The organism is Mycolicibacterium llatzerense (assembly GCF_000878195.1).
GTDB lineage: Bacteria > Actinomycetota > Actinomycetes > Mycobacteriales > Mycobacteriaceae > Mycobacterium > Mycobacterium llatzerense.
Genome location: NZ_JXST01000030.1, coordinates 1 through 18,079, shown reverse-complemented (window position 1 = coordinate 18,079; position 18,079 = coordinate 1). Strand labels below are relative to the sequence as shown.

General features: G+C 61.9%; 16 protein-coding genes and 1 pseudogene. 8 read left to right on the top strand and 9 right to left on the bottom strand.

Annotated features, from left to right (window positions below; all coding sequences use genetic code 11):
• Nucleotides 1-52: 52 nt before the first annotated feature.
• Nucleotides 53-2,518 carry a polymorphic toxin-type HINT domain-containing protein gene (locus TL10_RS19890; protein ID WP_131630775.1) on the bottom strand — a complete coding sequence of 822 codons (2,466 nt, stop codon included), beginning with the start codon at nt 2,516-2,518 and terminating at the stop codon, nt 53-55.
• A 288-nt stretch (nt 2,519-2,806) separates the two neighbouring features.
• Between TL10_RS19890 and TL10_RS32040 the strand changes: the two genes are divergently transcribed.
• Nucleotides 2,807-2,995 (top strand): hypothetical protein, encoded by a 189-nt coding sequence (locus tag TL10_RS32040; RefSeq protein ID WP_338048668.1) that lies wholly within the window; start codon nt 2,807-2,809, stop codon nt 2,993-2,995.
• An 18-nt stretch (nt 2,996-3,013) separates the two neighbouring features.
• Here the strand turns inward: TL10_RS32040 and TL10_RS32035 are convergent.
• Nucleotides 3,014-3,166, bottom strand: a pseudogene (locus tag TL10_RS32035) (MerR family DNA-binding transcriptional regulator); the annotation flags it as partial.
• A 57-nt stretch (nt 3,167-3,223) separates the two neighbouring features.
• On the opposite strand from TL10_RS32035, the gene TL10_RS19880 reads away from it, so the two are divergent.
• From TL10_RS19880 to TL10_RS19865, 5 genes are all read left to right on the top strand, one after another.
• Nucleotides 3,224-4,180 carry an oxidoreductase gene (locus tag TL10_RS19880; protein ID WP_043986967.1) on the top strand — a complete coding sequence of 319 codons (957 nt, stop codon included), beginning with the start codon at nt 3,224-3,226 and terminating at the stop codon, nt 4,178-4,180.
• Between the two features lie 388 nt (nt 4,181-4,568).
• Entirely contained in the window at nt 4,569-4,868 is a 300-nt protein-coding gene (locus TL10_RS30695) for a tetratricopeptide repeat protein (RefSeq protein WP_110789150.1), read from the top strand.
• On the top strand, nt 4,831-5,793 hold the full coding sequence (locus TL10_RS19875) for a GlxA family transcriptional regulator (RefSeq protein WP_043987016.1): 963 nt from the start codon (nt 4,831-4,833) through the stop codon (nt 5,791-5,793). Before TL10_RS30695 ends, TL10_RS19875 begins: the two co-directional genes overlap by 38 nt.
• A gap of 248 nt (nt 5,794-6,041) precedes the next feature.
• Nucleotides 6,042-6,461, top strand: a complete 420-nt coding sequence (locus TL10_RS19870) for a RidA family protein (RefSeq protein WP_043986966.1) — start codon at nt 6,042-6,044, stop codon at nt 6,459-6,461.
• Nucleotides 6,462-6,645: 184 nt separating this feature from the next.
• Nucleotides 6,646-7,386 (top strand): SDR family NAD(P)-dependent oxidoreductase, encoded by a 741-nt coding sequence (locus tag TL10_RS19865; protein WP_043986965.1) that lies wholly within the window; start codon nt 6,646-6,648, stop codon nt 7,384-7,386.
• Nucleotides 7,387-7,718: 332 nt separating this feature from the next.
• On the opposite strand, the gene TL10_RS19860 is transcribed toward TL10_RS19865, so the two are convergent.
• Entirely contained in the window at nt 7,719-8,015 is a 297-nt protein-coding gene (locus TL10_RS19860; protein WP_043986964.1) for an antibiotic biosynthesis monooxygenase family protein, read from the bottom strand.
• Between the two features lie 432 nt (nt 8,016-8,447).
• Between TL10_RS19860 and TL10_RS19855 the strand changes: the two genes are divergently transcribed.
• A complete protein-coding gene (locus TL10_RS19855; protein WP_082068015.1) occupies nt 8,448-9,344 on the top strand; it encodes a uroporphyrinogen-III synthase in 897 nt (298 codons plus the stop codon).
• A 395-nt stretch (nt 9,345-9,739) separates the two neighbouring features.
• Complete coding sequence (locus tag TL10_RS19850; RefSeq protein ID WP_043986963.1) at nt 9,740-9,961, top strand: hypothetical protein; 222 nt, start codon at nt 9,740-9,742, stop codon at nt 9,959-9,961.
• Between the two features lie 165 nt (nt 9,962-10,126).
• On the opposite strand, the gene TL10_RS19845 is transcribed toward TL10_RS19850, so the two are convergent.
• From TL10_RS19845 to TL10_RS19820, 6 genes are all read right to left on the bottom strand, one after another.
• A complete protein-coding gene (locus TL10_RS19845; protein WP_043986962.1) occupies nt 10,127-11,341 on the bottom strand; it encodes an acetyl-CoA C-acetyltransferase in 1,215 nt (404 codons plus the stop codon).
• Nucleotides 11,342-11,405: 64 nt separating this feature from the next.
• Nucleotides 11,406-12,236: an SDR family oxidoreductase gene (locus TL10_RS19840; protein ID WP_043986961.1), complete on the bottom strand. Its 831-nt coding sequence runs from the start codon at nt 12,234-12,236 to the stop codon at nt 11,406-11,408.
• A 96-nt stretch (nt 12,237-12,332) separates the two neighbouring features.
• On the bottom strand, nt 12,333-13,274 hold the full coding sequence (locus TL10_RS19835; RefSeq protein WP_043986960.1) for an AraC family transcriptional regulator: 942 nt from the start codon (nt 13,272-13,274) through the stop codon (nt 12,333-12,335).
• A 238-nt stretch (nt 13,275-13,512) separates the two neighbouring features.
• Entirely contained in the window at nt 13,513-14,811 is a 1,299-nt protein-coding gene (locus tag TL10_RS19830) for a lipase family protein (protein WP_043986959.1), read from the bottom strand.
• A gap of 361 nt (nt 14,812-15,172) precedes the next feature.
• Nucleotides 15,173-16,687, bottom strand: a complete 1,515-nt coding sequence (locus tag TL10_RS19825) for a long-chain-fatty-acid--CoA ligase (protein ID WP_043986958.1) — start codon at nt 16,685-16,687, stop codon at nt 15,173-15,175.
• 50 nt (nt 16,688-16,737) lie between these two features.
• Entirely contained in the window at nt 16,738-17,706 is a 969-nt protein-coding gene (locus tag TL10_RS19820; RefSeq protein ID WP_043401900.1) for a polysaccharide deacetylase family protein, read from the bottom strand.
• Between the last annotated feature and the right edge of the window lie 373 nt (nt 17,707-18,079).

Sequence of the window (18,079 nt, the reverse complement as noted above, 5' to 3'; positions counted from 1 at the left end):
CCGATCGGCGATGCTACCGCCGACCGGGGAATATTCGCCGCTCTCGTTTGCCCTACGGATGGTTATGATGCGACTTGCTCTTACGCCGTTTCGGCTTCTGTCTGCCCTTCGAGCTCTTGCCTTCCTTATTGCCGGATGCCGATGAGCCGCTCTGGGATTCTCCCCGGCGGGACTCGTTGGCTCCGTGTGCCGAGCTCATTGCTTCGGAGCGTTGCTGATCTGCAGCGGCTCTCGAACGGTCCTGCTGGTCCAGGCGCTGCTGCACCCGCTCAGGTAACTGGGTGATCTCCGGTTCTTTCTGCATACGACTCAAGTAGTCGTTGGCGGCTCGCTTGTACTGGCCTGCGCGCGGATTGCTTTTCGCGACGCCACGAACCAGGTTGCGACCCGCAGGATTACGTTCTGCGTCACGCGGGGACAACGTCTCATGCTTGTCGATGAAGTGCTGTTCAAGGCCACGCTGTTCAGAACGCACGTCGGTCCGGTAGAGCTGGATACTGTCGCCCGGCTGTAGCTTGCCATCCCGCCCCGCCTGATCGTAGAGGCGATTGTCGAGGACCTTAGCCCGACCTGTGTAGCTGACATTGCCTTCTGCGTCGTGGATGACGTACACCCCGCCTTTAGGTTCTTCGGGTCCGTACGGTGTGGCGCCCGGCATCGGGCAGTTGTGCACCAGCACAGCTGCGGTGAGGGTGGCGATGTAGAAGGTGTGGGTGTTCTCGACGCTGAGGTCCCACATATCGGCCGTACCCGACACCGGCGCGCTGGCCGCGACGTGCGCAACGCTGTCCCGGAACGGGGTGGCCAACCGATCACCGGAGCGTAGGTCTTTGGCATCAACCCAATCAGCCCCCGAGCGATTCACCGTCCCGGTGGTGGCCGCCAGCTCGGAAACCTCAGACGACGACGTCTGGGCGCGGGCCGTGCGGTAGAACGGGTGCTTGGCGGTGGTGTGCACCACCGAAGCCACATCGGCAGGGTTGGTGATTGTCAGGTCGAGCAGATCGGTGTCGTGATCGACGAGCACCGCCTGCACCAATTGTCCACTGGTGCGCCCGGTTTCCGGGTCGGTGGACCACACCCGGTCCCCGGCCTTAAGCGCCGAGATAGGGCGTTTGGTGCCGTCGGCCAGCAGCACCAGCGTGTCCGGGCTAAACGACTGCCCCGCGCACGGCGCGCGCTCACCCAGTGGCGTTGACGGTGGTTCGGAAGCCTTGACCGATACCGGCGGCGCGTTCGGCGCTTTGGGTGTCTCCACGCCGGGCAGTGGCGGCTTTCCTGCGGTGCCGGCGGCGGCGATCTCCTCGCGGAGCTGTGCCGGGTTGGGAACGGCCTTGGCGGCGTCGATGACGTCGTCGGTGTGGGTGAGAACTTGTTTGGCGGCGAGCTCAGCGCCTTCTTCGGCGATCTTCTTGGCCGCACCGGTGGGCGTGAGCATGGTCGCCGCGTTGGCCACCGTAGACATCACCCCGAGGGTTTGGTTGTCCGGCATGGCTTCTGAGGCAATCTGCAGGCCCGCGGCACTCACGTTGGCGACGGCCGCCGCGATCGCCGCGGCACCGGCCGGCCCGCCCACACCGGTCACCGCCACCGCAGCCCCGGCGACAATGATCGCAGTTTCCATCGGGTTGTTTTTCACGAACGTTCCCACGGCTTTCGCCCCGGACACCGTCGCGGAGGCTGCGGTAGACACCGCTTCCCCGACGGCATTGGCTGCGCTGGACACGGTGCTGGTGATCGAGTCGAACAACCCTGCCGGCAGCGGTCCACCACCGGGGCCACCAACATGCAGCGGCGGGTCGACATACACCGGCCACACGGTGCCCGGGCGCGGGTCGATGACCTCAGAAAGCTGATACAGGCCCGGCCGCAGCTGGCGGGCCACATACGACGAGGGCACGAGTTTGCCTGCGGCATCGCGGGTTTCGGCCGGAGCGAACATCCCGACAGTTTCCGCGGTCGGGGTCGCCCGATTGATCGTCAGATATCCGTTGGGGTGGGCCAGCATCACCGTATCGGCCGGCGTGCGTACGAAGGTGGTGACCATCCGCACCCCTGCCGGGCTGTTGATGCGAGCCACCGTGCGCGTGCCGGTGCCGGTGTTCTCGGCCAGGAAGTCGAAACCCGCTCCGGTGTCGGGGTATACGACCGATCCGCTGCTGGTGTGTTGGGCCGTGCCGAGGCCATCGGGCAGGACCAGCTGCACCGGCCCGGCCGGTGTCGCCGACGTCAGGCCGGCGACCGGGTTCGCAGGCAAGCCCGCGGCCCGCTCGCGGGCCGTCACCGCCGGATTCGGGACCGTGACCGTGGTCGACCCGCTGAACGCTTCCATTGCTGCGTCGGCGAACTGCTGCGCAGTTGATGCAGCAGGCTCACCTGCTGACCCTGACCGTCCCGAACTGGCAAACCAATGCAGTCCGCCGGCGGTGAGCGCGACAGTGACCACCAATGCCACCACCACCGGCCACCAACGAACAACACTCGACCACGGCCGGTCACCCGGCAAAAAGTCCCCCACGACGATTCCCCCTGAACGCACGCGTTCTGATAGCCGACAGCAACGTCCGACCCTTGCGCAGGTGTAGTCGGCGGCCTACTCCGAAACCGAACGCCACGCGACAGTGATCTAGCGCACAGCAAACGACACCCCCGGGACGCTAGCCGGAGGCCAAGTAGTGCGTCTGCGCGCTGCGATCCCAGTCGGCCCGCTGCGGCACGCCGGACCCGGCTCTTGCCAGAACGCCGCGGGAGATCAGCGCTCGACAGCGGTCGGGTCCCAGAGCCCTTGCGCGCCAGAGTGTTCGACGTGGGTCTGGTAGACGGCCACTTTCATTTCGATGACGTCAAGGCAGTGTTGGAGGCTGGCCAGTTGCGCCCGAACGTGAGCTTCGTGCTGGCGCAGAAGCTCCAGGCGTTGGACTTCATTTCCCGGGCCTTGGCGTACCAGGGCAGCGAATTCGGCGAGATGCGCGAGCGGCATACCGGATTCGCGTAGGCGTACGCAGATCGCCAGCCATTCGATGTCAGTTTGGGTGTAGCGCCGACGTCCTGAACTGGTCCGCGCTACCTCGCCGACCAGTAGGTTCTCGCGCTCATAGAATCGCAGGGCATGGACACTCAGGCCGGTGCGTTCTGCTGCCTTGCCAATCGTAAAAGTTTGTGTCATAAGAGCATTCATCCCCGGGGTTGACCTAGAGGACACTCTAGCTTCTAGCGTGGTGGCATGACTGAAACCACCGCACAGCAGCCCATCGCCTCTGGGTTCGGCCATGAATCGAACAGCCAGGACGTCATGGCCGGGGTGAATCTCACTGGCGCCGTGGCCGTCGTCACCGGCGGCTATTCGGGCCTGGGATTGGAAACCACCAACCATCTGGCCCGCGCAGGAGCCCACGTCATCATCCCCGCCCGCCGCACCCAGGACGCCGCACGCGCCGTCGACCACCTCGGAGATGCCGTGACCGTCTTGAGTGCCGATCTCGCCGACCTGGATTCGGTATCGGCGTGCGCGCAACGCATCAGCGACACCTGGCCACAAATCGATCTGTTCATCGGCGCTGCCGGCATCATGGCCACTCCCCTACAGCGCGTCGGCCAGGGCTGGGAGAGCCAATTCGCCGTCAATCACCTCGGCCACTTCGCATTCGTCGCGGACTTGTGGCCATCGTTGGTGCGCGGCAACGCACGGGTTGTCGCGTATTCGTCTGCCGGGCACCATATTTCGGGTATCTGGTGGAACGATCCACAGTTCACCACCGGATACGACAAGTGGGAGGCCTACGGGCAGTCCAAGACCGCGAACATCCTGTTCGCGCTGCACCTGGATTCACTCGGCGCGGCCACGGGCGTGCGCGCGTTCTCGCTGCATCCGGGGTCCATCCTCACTCCGCTGCAACGGCACCTCGAGTCCGCCGAGATGGTTGACCGCGGCTGGATCGATGGTCAGGGCAACGTCGCAGACCCAACGTTCAAGACCGTGTCCCAGGGCGCCGCAACAGGACTGTGGGCGGCGACCAGCCCGCAGTTGGCTGGGCTCGGTGGTCTGTACCTCGAAGACTGCGACATCGCAGGCCCCGCCGCGGCCGATGGCACCGGAGTCATGGACTACGCGGTGGACCCGCGAGAAGCCGAGTCCTTGTGGAACCTCAGCGTGAAGCTGACCGGCCGCGACCTGAACTGATCAGAGCTCTGGACCGGTCGGCGGCGTGATCAACCGCGGGACGACGTCATTGAACGACAACCTGCGACTCATGCCCTCTTGCGATGACATTTGATCAACGTCGGCGTGCGATGACATTCTTGTCCGAAATCAGTGATCCCCACCCGCGTGCCCGAACTCGGCAGCGATCAGGACGCCGATGTCGGCGCACGATCGGCGTTGACGACACTGATACCCCATGCTCGCTAGTCTGGCGCGATGCTGACGAACCGGATCAGTCTGGGATTGGCGATACTCAGCGCCCTGGCGATCCTGACTGCGGCTTGCCCGAACCTGCGAACCCGCTAAACACCACTAGGGGAATTCCAATGCGCACACCACAAAATCAATAGCGGCGCAACATAATCCGATGACCGAAATCGATCTAGACGCTGCGCTCCACCTGGCCCGCACCTACATCGAGTCCGGCAATGTCGAGCGCGCCGGGCAGGTCCTGCGCACGGCACTGGCCACTAAGCCAGACCATCACGAATTGCTGACCGAACTCGCCCACGTCGCCATCCGCCGCAAGGACTACACCCTCGTCCGCCACCAGAATGGCCGGATCCTTGCGATGTTAGGCGTAATCGCCACTGTTCATACGAGTGCTGGTAGGTCAGTGTCAGTCAGTGATGGAGAAACAGCACCGTATTGCAGTGGTGGCCCTTGACGGTGTCACGGCACTGGACATTGCGATTCCTCTCGATGTCTTCACAGTTGACTCTGATGTCCCCTACGCCTTGAAAATCTGCGGGATGTCGGATCGCGTCAGTACTGCATCGGGCCTGTCACTGGTGGTCGGCCACGGAATTGATGCAGTGAGTGAGGCCGATACCGTGATCGTCCCGGGGTATCAGCCGGTGGATCGACCCGTCCCCGCCCCAGTTCTCGACGCCATAGCAGCGAGTGCGGCACGAGGTGCCAGGGTGGCGTCAATTTGCACTGGGGCATTTGCCCTGGCGGCCGCTGGCGTCCTCGACGGCCAACGAGCCACCACGCATTGGCAGCATCTTGAGGAATTCGAGGCGATGTTTCCAGCGGTGCAAATCGATCGGGATGTCCTCTATGTTGACAACGGCAATGTCCTGACTTCTGCCGGAATGTGCTGCGGGATCGACATGTGCTTGTACATGGTGATGCGAGATCTAGGTGCCGCGAGCGCTAATCGTGTCGCGCGTGCACTGGTTGCCCCTCCTCATCGCGAAGGAGGGCAGGCGCAGTATGTCCCCGCGGCGGTTGCGATTGTCGGAGATACGTCCTTGGCTGCCACTCGGGCCTGGGTATTGGGCCGTCTCGCCGAGACAATCACCGTCACAGAGATGTCCAAGCACGCCAGGATGTCGGTGCGAACCTTCATGCGTCGTTTCACCGACGAGACAGGAACGACTCCGTTGCAATGGCTAGTCAACGCACGCATTACCGCTGCACGCGAACTACTTGAAACCACCGACTATTCGATCGACCGGGTCGCTCAGGCCTCCGGCTTGGGGTCGGCCGCCAATCTTCGCCTTCACTTCCGCCGCAGCCTGGCCACAACGCCAACCGCTTACCGTCAGGCCTTCTCCTGTGACTACGCCACAGCGACTGCCGTCTGAACAGTCAAACCTAGTAATCGAACAGACAGTCCGGTTGGAGTTTCGGACAGGCGATTAGACACGATGCAATCGCCTACCGACTCGGCCGTAGCGTGCGCCGCGACAAACGCGAACAACGCCCCACAGTGCGATCGCCGGCGAATTCCCGAGCAGAACCGAGGCTTTCAGCCAGTTCGTCAGGGAGCGAATCCGCTGCCCGTCTCGCTGAAACGACTGACCCGCATGGGTCACAACGAAAGGAATACGCAATGACCATCCAGGCTGTTCAGGTCCCCGAAAACTCCAAGATATTCGGCGAGACCGTAAGCGCTTTTGCGAGTTTTGGCTATTCCGCCGCGGTGCGCTCACATGGGCACCTATTCATTGCCGGCACCATCGGTCGACGCCCCGACGGCACCATCCCCGAGTGCATCGAGGAACAGACCGAGATCGCCATTGGAAAGCTGCAAGAAATTCTCCGTCTAGAAGGTCTAGACCTGTCCGCGCTCGTCGATGTCACCAGCTATCACGTCGACATCCACCAACACCTGCCCGGGTTTACCAAAGCAAAGGAGCGCCACATCAAGGCTCCGTACCCGGCTTGGTCACTTATCGGCGTCAACGGGCTCGCTAGCCCCGGACTGCTTGTCGAAATCCGGGCGACTGCAGCGTATCCCGACGAATACTGAGCGCACGTCCCCTCTTACGTCTAAGCGCACACCCAGTCGCACTGCACGCGAACTACTTGAACCGCAGACTATTCGATCGATTGTGGCCAAATCCTTTTGCGAGTTGTCGATTCCGACACTCGTGTGACGTTTGGCGGAAGAGGACTCTGGTCAGAGCAACATCAGTCGTTCGAGAGGAACCAATGTGTCGGATCTGACAGGAAAGCGGGCTCTGGTCACCGGCGCCGCACGAGGCATCGGGGCGGCCATCGCCGTGGATCTGGCCGCTCGTGGCGCCGATGTGGCCATCACGTACCAGCACTCGGCTGACTACGCGGAGACGGTCACCGCCAAGATTCGGTCGCACGGGAGGAGGGCGGCGGCGATTCAAGCTGACAGTGCAGACGCGGCTGCGGTCACGTGGTCGATCGATGAAACTGTCTCGCAAATCGGCGGTTTGGACATTTTGGTCAATAACGCTGGTGTGTTGCATTCGGCGCCGCTGGCCGAGACCACACTTGAGCAGATCGATCACATGATCGCGGTCAACATTCGCTCGGTCGTGCTCGCTTCCCGAGCCGCGATTGCCTATCTGCCGGATGGAGGCCGAATCGTCTCTCTGGGTTCGTGTCTGGCTGAGCGGGTGGCGATCGACTACGCAACGGTCTATTCGATGTCGAAATCTGCGTTGCTGTCTTTCACTCGTGGCCTGGCACGCGAACTCGGCCCGCGTCATATCACTGTCAACCTGGTTCATCCGGGACCGACGGATACCGATATGAATCCTGCAGACGGTGCCGGCGCCGATGGGTTAAGGGAGCTCATGGCGCTCGGACGTTTTTCAAATGTGGTCGACATTGCATCGGCAGTCGGATTTCTGGCTAGCCCGGCGGCCCGAAATATCACCGGTACTGGTATCACCGTTGATGGCGGCATGAACGCCTGAACGCCTGAACGCGCGGTCTACCTGCTGCATATAGAGCAGTGGCACATCGGCGAGATCCAAATCCGGTTACGGAAGGAAACGCCCCCGATCGCCACAGTCGTTGTCCTATTCTGGCTGCGCATTGCCGCTGGACGGGACCGTACGCCGCGCGTCCTGCCAACCTCTGCTGCTCGTCGATACCTGTCGAGCGGTGAAGACGCCGAAATTCGTTAGAAGGCGGCCGATCGCCAACCGACAATCTCGAATCACTACCGAGGACGCGGGGTTAGCCATTGGCGCCAAAGCGCCCCCACCGATGACTTCATCGGTGAGGGCGCTTCGCCCTGGCAGGCTCAGGGCAGGTCGACGACCTCGAACTCGAGCAGGTCGGCGCCGGTGGCCACTGGTTTGCGTCCATCGATGACCGGCCCGTGGTCAGCCGTCTTCGTCCGCCAGGCATCAAAGGACTCCTGGCTGGCCCAGATCGTCATCACGAAGTACCGATCATCACCTTTGACTGGGCGCAACAAGGTGAAACCTTCAAACCCGGGTTCGCCGTCGACCATGCGCGCCCGTGCAGCAAAGCGACCTTCTAATTCAGCGCCCTGGCCTACGGGAACATGCAGGGCGTTGATCTTGACTACAGACATCAGTCTCCTTGTGTCATCGATAATTAGTGGCAGTCGCTGAGCGGTGAGTGCCACCGATCTTCGGTGATGGACCCAGCTTGATGCTGTTCACCGACGCCATTCGATACTACTGAAGTTTCCGCTCACAGGCATTGCGACTTTCCGCGTTTGCCGATGCGAAACACGTTGGCACACAGCAGATAACGTGATGGCAGCAATCTGGCGCAGCTTGGCAATATCGCAGCTGGCAACGCCAGATCGTGCCGGCGATGATGAAGTGGCCGGATTCTTCGCAGACAAAAGGAAGAGGTCAACGCTCTTGATTGCCATGTCCCAACCGCTGGAGGACTCGTTCGTACATATTCACGCGTCCGCATCTTTCTTCCCGTTGTCGCAGTGACGAATTCGAAGCTCGTCAGTGGCGATAGCTGGTAGCGATGTCGGTATCAACACATGATGCTGGACGGTGAGAGTGGCCCCCGCAGCACGTTGGACGGCAGGAACGTGACTGCGTCACCGCTGCGACCAGACGATTCGTCGCGGTCCCTTGAAGGTCGCCGGATCGGAGTGACAGCGGCTCGGAAGGCCCGAGAACAGATCGAGATGTTTCAGCGACGCGGCGCCGATATCATATGGGCGCCCGCGCTTTCACTTGCTCCGTCGATGATCGACGAGCGGGAGCTTCGCCGCACTACGCAGGTGGTCGTGTGCCGGCCGGTGGATCTGTTTCTGGCCACAACCGGTACCGGCATAAGGTCCTGGTTCGAAGCCGCCGACTCATGGGGATTGGGTCACGATCTGGTCCGGGTCGCCTCCGGCGCCGAGGTACTAGCTCGGGGGCCGAAGTCGGCCGGTGCACTAGTCGGGCGGGGAGTACGCGTCGACTGGTCGCCGCAGAGTGAGTGCTTCGCAGATGTCCTGGCCTACCTGAACCGCAGAGACCTGTCTGGCAAGCGAATCGTCATGCAGGAGCATGGCCACTCACTGAATCACGCCGCCCAGCTCTTGCGCGCGCGGGGCGCTGAGGTGGTTATCGCCTCGATCTACCGCGTCGAGGGACCTGAGTCGCCTGCGCGGCTTGATGAACTTCTCGATCTGGTCGTCGGTCATGCTCTGGACGCACTCACCTTCACCTCGGCGCCTGCCGTTGCCTCTATCATGCGTGCCGCCGGACTCACCGGTCGTGAATCTTCCGTCGTTGATGCGCTACGTGGCGACATGATGGTCGCGTGCGTGGGACCGGTGGCTGCAGATGCATTCTCACCCTGGCGTATTCCTGTCGTCGTGCCTCGCCGCTATCGGCTCGGCGCGCTCGTCAAACTCGTCGAATCCCACCTAGCGCAACACTGACCCGTGGACCAGAGTCGATCGACACGCTCACTCACTCCGCATCCCGGTACGAGACGGCTCCCGGGTCCAGTGGGCTCGATCACCGGTCGAACAACAAGTGCCGGCAGACCCTTTGTCGATCTCTCTAATGGGAGTGGACATTTCGGCATGGGTGGATCGTTATGAGGCAATCGCATCCTCGCCATGTTCGTTGGATCGATCTGATCCGCTCCCGAGCATCGGGGATTGCTCTTCTGGTTAGCTTCGGAACGGTATGCGAGATACTTGGCTCCGCCTGTGCGGCACCGGTAGCTCCGCGCACTGAAACCCCATGGCCTACTGCGGCTAGCAGCTCTCACATAGCACGTGACGTTGTTGATGCACTGAAACGCAGCGGGTTACACGCGGGACATCCCGTGGACACCAGCGCCGCGGACTGTCCGACGATTGGTTGTGCGCAGTCGATCACCACCGAGCGCATGCAAGTCCTCTCGTTTCGGACGAGTGGTGCGGCTCAGGTATACGCAGCAGATCACGGCATGCGCCAGGTGATGACGGTAGTCGTCGCTTTTGCCCCGACGGTGCATGCCGACGAGCGTCAGGCATACTGGGCCGCCATCACTCGTCTGGTGAGTTAGATCGGGTCGCAGGGCTAGTCGCGCTTGGGTGCGATGTACGGACTTTCGGTAGGTGCCCTGATGGTGACACTGGGCTGGGCAAGACAGGGCCTGTGAGAGTCGAATTCCGGTCAATGACGTCACTGGACGCCCCTGTCGAGTGACGCCACCAACTTCTGGGGTCTGTTATGACAGGCGTTCGAGAATCATAGCCATGCCTTGGCCGCCCCCGACACACATGGTTTCTAGCCCGAATTGCTTGTCATGGAACATCATTGAGTTGATCAGCGTGCTGGTGATCCGTGCACCTGTCATGCCGAATGGATGCCCGAGCGCAATGGCGCCACCGTTGATGTTGACCTTGTCGTCGTCGATGTCGAGGTCGCGCATGGATGCAATGGCCTGGGCTGCAAAGGCTTCGTTGATCTCGACCAGGTCGATGTCACCAATGTCGAGGTTTGCCCGTCGCAGGGCTTGCTTACTTGCTTCGACGGGGCCGAGCCCCATGATCTCTGGTGACAACCCACTGACGCCCGTGCTGACGATCCGCGCCAGAGGGGTGATGCCGAGCGCGGCGGCCTTGGAATCTGACATCACCACGAGTGCGGCGGCTCCGTCGTTGAGCGGACAGCTGTTGCCGGCGGTAACCGTTCCGTTTCGCCTGAAAACGGGTGGCAGTGCAGACACAGCTTCGAGAGTGACATCAGCGCGGGGACAGTCGTCCGTGCTGACGTAGCTGCCGTCGGAAAGGAGCACGGGGGCGATATCGCGAGCCCAAAAGCCGTACGCGGTGGCAGCTTCGGTGCGATTCTGGCTGCGTACAGCGAAAGCGTCCTGATCGGCGCGACTAACTCCCTTGAAGTTGGCGACGTTCTCCGCGGTCTGTCCCATCGTGATGTAGAGATCTGGTAGCTGATCGTTGGCGCGGGGATCTGCCCATCCTGAGTTGTCTTGCGCGCGGGCGGCGGTGCGGGACTGAGCATCGACGAAGACCGGGTTTTGTCCTTCGGGGTTATCCGCGGCACCGTTGAAGTACCGACTGACTGTCTCTACGCCGGCGGAGATGAAGACGTCGCCTTCGCCAGATCTGATGGCGTGCAGTGCCATCCGGGTTGTCTGCAGGCTGCTCGAGCAGTAGCGATTGACTGTCACGCCGGGGAGCCGGTCGAGACCGGCCAGCACGGCTACCGCTCGCCCAAGGTTGTTTCCGGATTCTCCGGCAGGCTGCCCTACGCCGAGCATGAGGTCGTCGATCTGGGTGGGGTCGAGTTCGGGAATCTTGGCGAGTGCGGCGAGCACTGCGTGCGCGGCGAGGTCATCGGCACGTAGGTCTCTGAGGGATCCTTTGACTGCGCGGCCGATCGGGGTTCGCGCGGTGGAAACGATGACTGCTTCGGGCATGCCGATACTCCTGTGCTGTTCGGTCCGGGTGCGTGTGGTGATAGTCGTTGTCGGGCAGATAGATTCAGTGCGTTGCGCCGCTGAATCCCCCGTCGACAGGTAGCACGGCCGCAGTGACGAATGCGCCGGCTGCTGAGGCGAGGAATCGGACTGCCCCGACAATGTCGTCGGACTGGCCGTAGCGGCCGAGGGGAACGGTGTTGATTAGTTCGTTTTCGCGTGCTGGGTCTGCGGCGATATGGCTGAGCATGTCTGTGAGGAAAGGGCCGGGAGCTATGGCGTTGACGGTGATGCTGTCACGTGCCAGGCGGCCGGCGAGATGGCGGGTGAGCATGTGCAGTCCGGCCTTGCTGGCGCTGTAGGAGTAGTTTTCCCACTGCGGTGCCACCAGTCCGTCGACGCTGCCGATGTTGATAATCCGGGCAGGATGCTCTGGGCGGGCGCCGTTTCGAAGCAGCGGTAGTAGTCCGACGATGATTCCGAACGGGGAGACGAGATTGGTGTTGAGTACTTTGTTCCAGCCAGATAAGGGGTACTCCTCGAGCGGTGCTCCCCACGTGGTCCCTGCGTTGTTGACAAGAATATCGATGTGCTCGTGGCGATCGTTGACCGAGTTGACCAGATGTTCGATGCCGGTCGACGTCGACAGATCGGCACTGATGTAGCTGCAGCGCCCGGAGCTATCGAAGGCCTCTGCCTCGCTGTTGATGTGATGCGCTGTGGCGCGGCATTGTTCGACCCTTCTGCTGGTGATGATCACCTCGGCGCCGGCGGCAACGAGGCCTCGGGCGATCATGGCGCCGATACCGCGCGACCCTCCAGTCACTACGGCTGTGCGGCCGCTGACAGAGAACAGGGTGTCGTTATCGGCGAGAGGATGAGTTGTCGATTCCATGCTTCGACGCTAAGAGATGGTTCGGCGTACCAGCTTGGAGCCTTGCGCACGTATGTTGTTGTGCGCGCGGTGTTTAACTGATAGTGGCGGCACAATTCAGTGAGCTGTGCGGGTGTCTGATGGTCGTTCGCCGAAGCTGCGGTGGTAGGCGTTGCTGAAGGTGCTCAAATCCCCGAATCCTGAGGAGAAGGCGATCTGGGTAATGCTCTGTGCCCGCCAACCGGGATCCTGAAGGCGAAGTCGCGCCAGTGCGAGCCGTTCCTCGCGGATCAGATCAGAGGGTGTGGTGCCCACGCGTTGCAGTTGGTTTTGAATATGGCGCAGTGACCAGCCCAGGCCCGCGGCGATGCCTGCGCCGGTCAGCGCTGGATCGTGTGCGTTGCTGCGCACATAGCGGCGGATTGAATCGACTAGCGCGTCGGTCGGAACACCGTCCAGCGGTGCGCTGAGATCGTTGTAGGCGATGGCGATGAGGTCGACGATCCGGTCCATGACTGCGTCGAACTGGAAGCCGTCCAGCTGATCGCGCTCGCCACGTATCGTGCGTAGCTGATCGACGACGATCCGGCCGAGCCCACGCCTCGCATCAAGCGCTATTGGACGGTCATTGGTCGACCGCGTCAGCCGAGAGTCGAGGTGATCTCGTGGAATGACAAGGGCTACCGCCGACACGTTGTCGCCATGTCGCATATCCATCGCAGCATCCAGCGAGGTGAGCGTCAGAGTGTGCGGCACCGCCACGACGTCACTGTCCCCTTGTGCAAGCTGCAGATGACCATGGACTGGGATGAGCAACTCGTATGATCCGTGCGGAGATCGCCGAATCTGGGTGGAATCTCGAGTTAGTGCTTCAGCGTCACCCCACCAGCGGACCAGTCGATAGCGACCCGACTGCTGATATTCGATCCGCCCGGAGTAGTCATCGGCGAGCGCGAAGGACATCGGACAATGAATCTCTGACACGCGCTCTCGCCACCAGTCGCTGCGTTCCTTGGCACCCAGATCCTGGGTACTAAGGGCCTGCACGATGTAACTCATGTCCGAACGTCGCTTCCTCGTCGTTGGCGCCTCTGCCAATGGCCAAGCGGGCTGCGCTGGTCAGGCTTGGTGGCAGCGCACCCACTCTAGAAATGTGATCTGGAACACGTCTTGGCTACATGCGCAGCCTACCTTTCGCTGTGCGCATGGCCGCGTAGCGAACTGCATTCGGCCGATTGCTGAGCAGCTGTTGCGCGTTCAGGCGAGCTCACAACCGGACAGCGGCAAACGTCACATGTCAGGACGGAGCCGGAATCTGTCCGCAGTTGGGCGCGCTGGGTATCCCATTGAACCGGTCGGCGATCCACCCCATACTTCGCTCTCCGTCGACAAAGACGGGCAGCATGGAATTGATGTCCAATTTGTTGAACAGCGGTGGCTGTTCATTCGTCCACAGCGTTACGTCGGCGCCCATTGCACACCAGTCGGCTGCGGTTTGTTCTACGGCGGAGTACGGATCAAAGGGATCCCACCGGTTGTGCGTCAGATAGACAGGGCCGGTGGGTTTGACGTTGCCGATCCGCTGAGCCCACAGCAGGGACTTGAACGGTTCTGCGGCGGCGGTGGCGAAGATGTCCTGTTTGAACCAAAACTGGATATGCCGAAACATGTAGTCGACACCGGTCTGCAGCAGGCATTGACGGCCGGTATTGGCCAGCATTTCCGCGCCGCGCGGGGTGAGCGCATCCCAGATGGGCTGCTCGGTCGCAGGATAGGACGCCATGATTCCTCGCAGGACATAGCCGAGTAGACCGGCCAAGAAGTTGCCATCCATGGCGGGCAGGACTGGCGCGATATCTGTTGGTGCCGCAGCGGCGTAGGTGCCGACGACGTGCAGCTCGGGGCCGTAGTTCGCGGCCAACTCTGCCGCCGACAGCGCCGCGTGTGCGCCTGCGAGCCACCCCCAAAAGGCGACGGGGCCGTGCGGATCCAGGGAGGTGCCGGGCAGCTTCATTGCAGCGCGGGCGGCGTCTATGAGTGCAGCTCCGCCAGCGTTGCGGTTGAGGAATTGCGGAGACCCAGAGTCATGGATACCCATCCCGACACCGTCAGTGATGACGATAGCGAAGCCACGCGCCAGCAGGGTCGCGACCCATCCCTCCTCCAGGTTGAACATCACATCGAAACCGGTCTGCAAGGAGGCGTGGATGCCCTGATTGAACATGCGCGATGGTGCACACTGCTCGCCCATGCCAAAGCCCATGACTGCGTATGCGAGAAGGGGGCGGGGGCCGCTGCCTGGCCAGGGGACGTCGGGTTCTATATAGGTGCCAGTCACCGCCACGGGCTGCCCTTGGGCGTCGGTGCTGCGGTACATGATCCGGGTTCCGGTGCCGACAAACGTGCCGAGTTGCCCGGATGGTTCGAGCACCAGTCGCGACGGTTCGGTGCGGATGAGGTCGCCCGGCCGGCCGGGCGGGAGTGGACTAGGTGGCGTGTAGAACGGGAGATAGGCAGTTTCGTCTGCACGCACGACCGGCGGCATTGCCGATCCGCAGACGGCGAGCACGATGACCGCGACGGCCAACCCGACCATGCGCGCCAGGCAACTCGTCACCCGAGTGCGCTCGAAATCTGCCACCTCAATGGTTTGAGACCAGGTCAGCGGTGTGGCAGTGCATTCGGGCGTGAGATGAGCCATGTTGGTTGCTCCGGGGATTGAGGTCTAGGTCATGAAATTCGGGAAGCAGCACAACCCGCAGTCGGATCGCTCGGCCTGCGGTTAAGGCGTCTGCTGCGATGGCGGGCGCGAACGAGTGATGCGGCGCTCATCGCCATGGTGCTGCGGTCCGGGCGCCGATTGTGAAACCCCGGGACCAGCGGTTCCGTCTGCCCTCCGAGCACTAGCGATGCTCAGGAAACGCGTTGTGGCGCAGTGTTGTTGATCCGAGCCGCGACTATGCGATGGTGGCGCTGCTCGCGTCTTTGAGCTGTTGTTTGAGCACCTTGCCCGTGGCGTTGAGCGGAAGCTCGTGGCAAAACTGAACTGTGCGTGGGCATTTGTATACCGCCAGGCGGTCACGGCACCACGCGATAACTTCAGATTCGGCAAGCGTCGTACCCGGCCGAGTGATCACGAAGGCTTTGATCTCTTCGCCGACGCGTTCATCGGCAATCCCCACCACCGCGGCAAGGGTGATGTCGGAATGAGCCATCAAGGTCTCCTCGACCTCGCGGGGGTAGACGTTGAACCCGCCGCGCACGATGAGATCTTTGGCACGATCGACGATGTAGAAGAAATTGTCTTCGTCGCGAGTGGCGATATCGCCGGTGTGAAACCAGCCGACAGGATCGATGACCTCATCAGTCGCGTCAGGGCGGCCGATATATCCCTTCATGACGTTGTGCCCGCGGACGATGAGTTCACCGCGTTCGCCAGGAGCGCAGTGCTGGCCATCGGCACCGAGCAGCGCGAGTTCAACTCCCCACGCCGGCATCCCGATGGAGCCTGGGCGGCTGGGTCGGTCGAGTCGATTGAAAGCCACCACCGGACTTGTTTCGGACAAGCCGTACCCTTCGCGGATACCTACGCCGAAGACGGTCTCGAATCGCTTGAGAAGCTCGACGGGTAGCGCGGCGCCACCGGACATGGCCACTTTGAGCTGCCTGCCGAGTGCTGTGATGTCGTCGCGGTTTGCGGCCGCGCCCAGCAGCGCCCAATACATGGTGGGTACGCCGGCGAACACCGTGATCTGATGATCACTGATCAGGTTCAATGCGGTGTCGGCATCGAATCGGGGCAACAGCACCAGCGTTCCACCCTGGCTGAAACCGGCGTTCAACTGGACAGTTTGGGCGAACGAGTGAAACAGCGGCAGTGTCACCAGTTGCGACTCACCGAGGACGTCGAAAAGGCGGTGACACGTCAGCGCATTCAGGACAAGGTTAGCGTGTGTGAGCTCGGCGCCCTTGGGCTTACCTGTGGTGCCGCTGGTGTACAGGATGACCGCAGTATCAGTCGCTTCGGTCGGGACCAACACGTCCTCGCCAGAGTGCTCGCCGAGGAGTTCAGCCAGGTCGCTGACGCCAATGGCGAATTCGCAGGCGGCCACGTCGTCGAAGCCACGCCATGCATCGTCGGGCAGGTAGTCATCGGCGAAGAAGTAAGCACGCGCGCCCGAGTCGCCAAGATGGTAGGCGACTTCGGCGCGTTTCAGCATGGTGTTCATCGGTACGACGACCGCACCCGCCTTCAGAATCCCGTAGTAGATGACGGGGAACTCGAGAACATTCGGGACACTCATCGCGACTCGATCACCGACGTTCACTCCACGGCGAATCAACAGCGCCGCAATCTGATTGGCCGCAGCATTGACCTCACCGTAGGTCATCCGCCGGTCCCCTTCGAGCACCGCTGTCGTCGCGGGTCGTTCCCGCGCGGTATCAGTGAGCATGACAGAGAGATTGAGCACGAGTTACTTTCGCTTTCTTATGATGTGACGGCCTCGACAGCGCACCGCGGTTACGACCAGTCCCATAGATAGGGCGATCCCACGCGATCAGCGATCGGCTTAAGGACCTTCTCGTCGTAGTACTGAAGGGTGTCCATCCCGTTAACCGGGCACTTGAACAGGATTTCACCGAAAAGACCTTCAGAAAGGTCGGGTTTGGAGATGCCGGCCGCCATCGCATAGCGCTGAAGGTGGTTGCTAAAGGAATCCTCGACGGGCGGCATGCTGAAGTTCACCGGATGCTGCATTGCCTTCTCAAGACTGACGAATTGCACACCTCGCTGCTTGTACGCCTCGATAATGCGTCCGATAGTGCGTGCGGCCAGGGGCGTGCCATGCACCATCCAGATGTGCGGCACGTCGGTGCCGAACATAGCGCGGGCAGATGCAGCATGCGCCTCCAGCCCTTCGACGGCGCCCTGGACGTGAAGGTCTTCTAACCTGGCCTGTGCGTCAACATCTCCGGTGATGAGGGACCGCTGATACGGCACGATGTAAACGAAGTCACCAAACCAGCAGGTGATCGGCGCGTTTCGATATCCGTTGTCGCGCAAGAAGTCCTCAACTTGTCCGCGTTTGCCCTCCGACCCGGACGACATATCCATCGGGTAGCGGAAGTAGCGCTCGGGAGCTAGGTCGACAAGCGAGCCGATGAGCTTCTCGGCCTGATCAACGTCACGACAGAAGTCGTCAGCGCTCATCCAGCGCAATGGAGCGTGTTGATGGGTGTGATTACCCAGGTGATGGCCGGCCTCCAGCCACGCGTCCCAGCACGCCAAGCTAGCCGGATCCTTGGCGATGCTGTAGGTGTGCGCGAATCCGTAGACACCATTCTGGCCGGCACCGGTCAACGCCTCCGCGAGTGCGCGGGTCACGTCGAGCGAGCTATGCCCTTCGGGAAGCGGCGTACCGTCCCACAGCACGAAATCATCGACCGTAATGGCCACTTGGACGTTACTGAGCGAAGCCTGGCCAGTCATAGCAAAGTTCCTTCTGCTGACGCTGTGGCGGTCCGGCTGAGCGCCACTCGACATTGAACCTATGAATGTGATGGGGAGCACGTCTTGGGTTCAGGCGCACGCCCACTTTCACCCCGCGCACGGCGCCGGACGCCATTCACGTCGATATGTGATGCAGCGCTGGAATCGAACTCTGTGCGCATGTAGCCAAGCCGCACGGCTCCGCCGGTTTCTACCGTGGCATGGGCGGCCGCGCGAGCCGGCCATGAAAGGACTCTCAATGACGTTGTCAAGCCGCTGCAGAGGCGATTTGATGCGCGTCGGGTTCCCAGGTCCGGTTGTCACGAATGAGTGCGTAGAGGACGTTCACGCGGCGGCGGGCCAGGCAGATGGT

Coding starts and splice junctions, on each gene's coding strand:
- TL10_RS19840 (WP_043986961.1), bottom strand. CDS start 12,236: ATGGAATCGACAACTCATCCTCTCGCCGATAACGACACCCTGTTCTCT.
- TL10_RS19855 (WP_082068015.1), top strand. CDS start 8,448: ATGATGCTGGACGGTGAGAGTGGCCCCCGCAGCACGTTGGACGGCAGG.
- TL10_RS19860 (WP_043986964.1), bottom strand. CDS start 8,015: ATGTCTGTAGTCAAGATCAACGCCCTGCATGTTCCCGTAGGCCAGGGC.
- TL10_RS19870 (WP_043986966.1), top strand. CDS start 6,042: ATGACCATCCAGGCTGTTCAGGTCCCCGAAAACTCCAAGATATTCGGC.
- TL10_RS19820 (WP_043401900.1), bottom strand. CDS start 17,706: ATGACTGGCCAGGCTTCGCTCAGTAACGTCCAAGTGGCCATTACGGTC.
- TL10_RS19835 (WP_043986960.1), bottom strand. CDS start 13,274: ATGAGTTACATCGTGCAGGCCCTTAGTACCCAGGATCTGGGTGCCAAG.
- TL10_RS19880 (WP_043986967.1), top strand. CDS start 3,224: ATGACTGAAACCACCGCACAGCAGCCCATCGCCTCTGGGTTCGGCCAT.
- TL10_RS30695 (WP_110789150.1), top strand. CDS start 4,569: ATGACCGAAATCGATCTAGACGCTGCGCTCCACCTGGCCCGCACCTAC.
- TL10_RS19830 (WP_043986959.1), bottom strand. CDS start 14,811: ATGGTCGGGTTGGCCGTCGCGGTCATCGTGCTCGCCGTCTGCGGATCG.
- TL10_RS19845 (WP_043986962.1), bottom strand. CDS start 11,341: ATGCCCGAAGCAGTCATCGTTTCCACCGCGCGAACCCCGATCGGCCGC.
- TL10_RS19875 (WP_043987016.1), top strand. CDS start 4,831: ATGGAGAAACAGCACCGTATTGCAGTGGTGGCCCTTGACGGTGTCACG.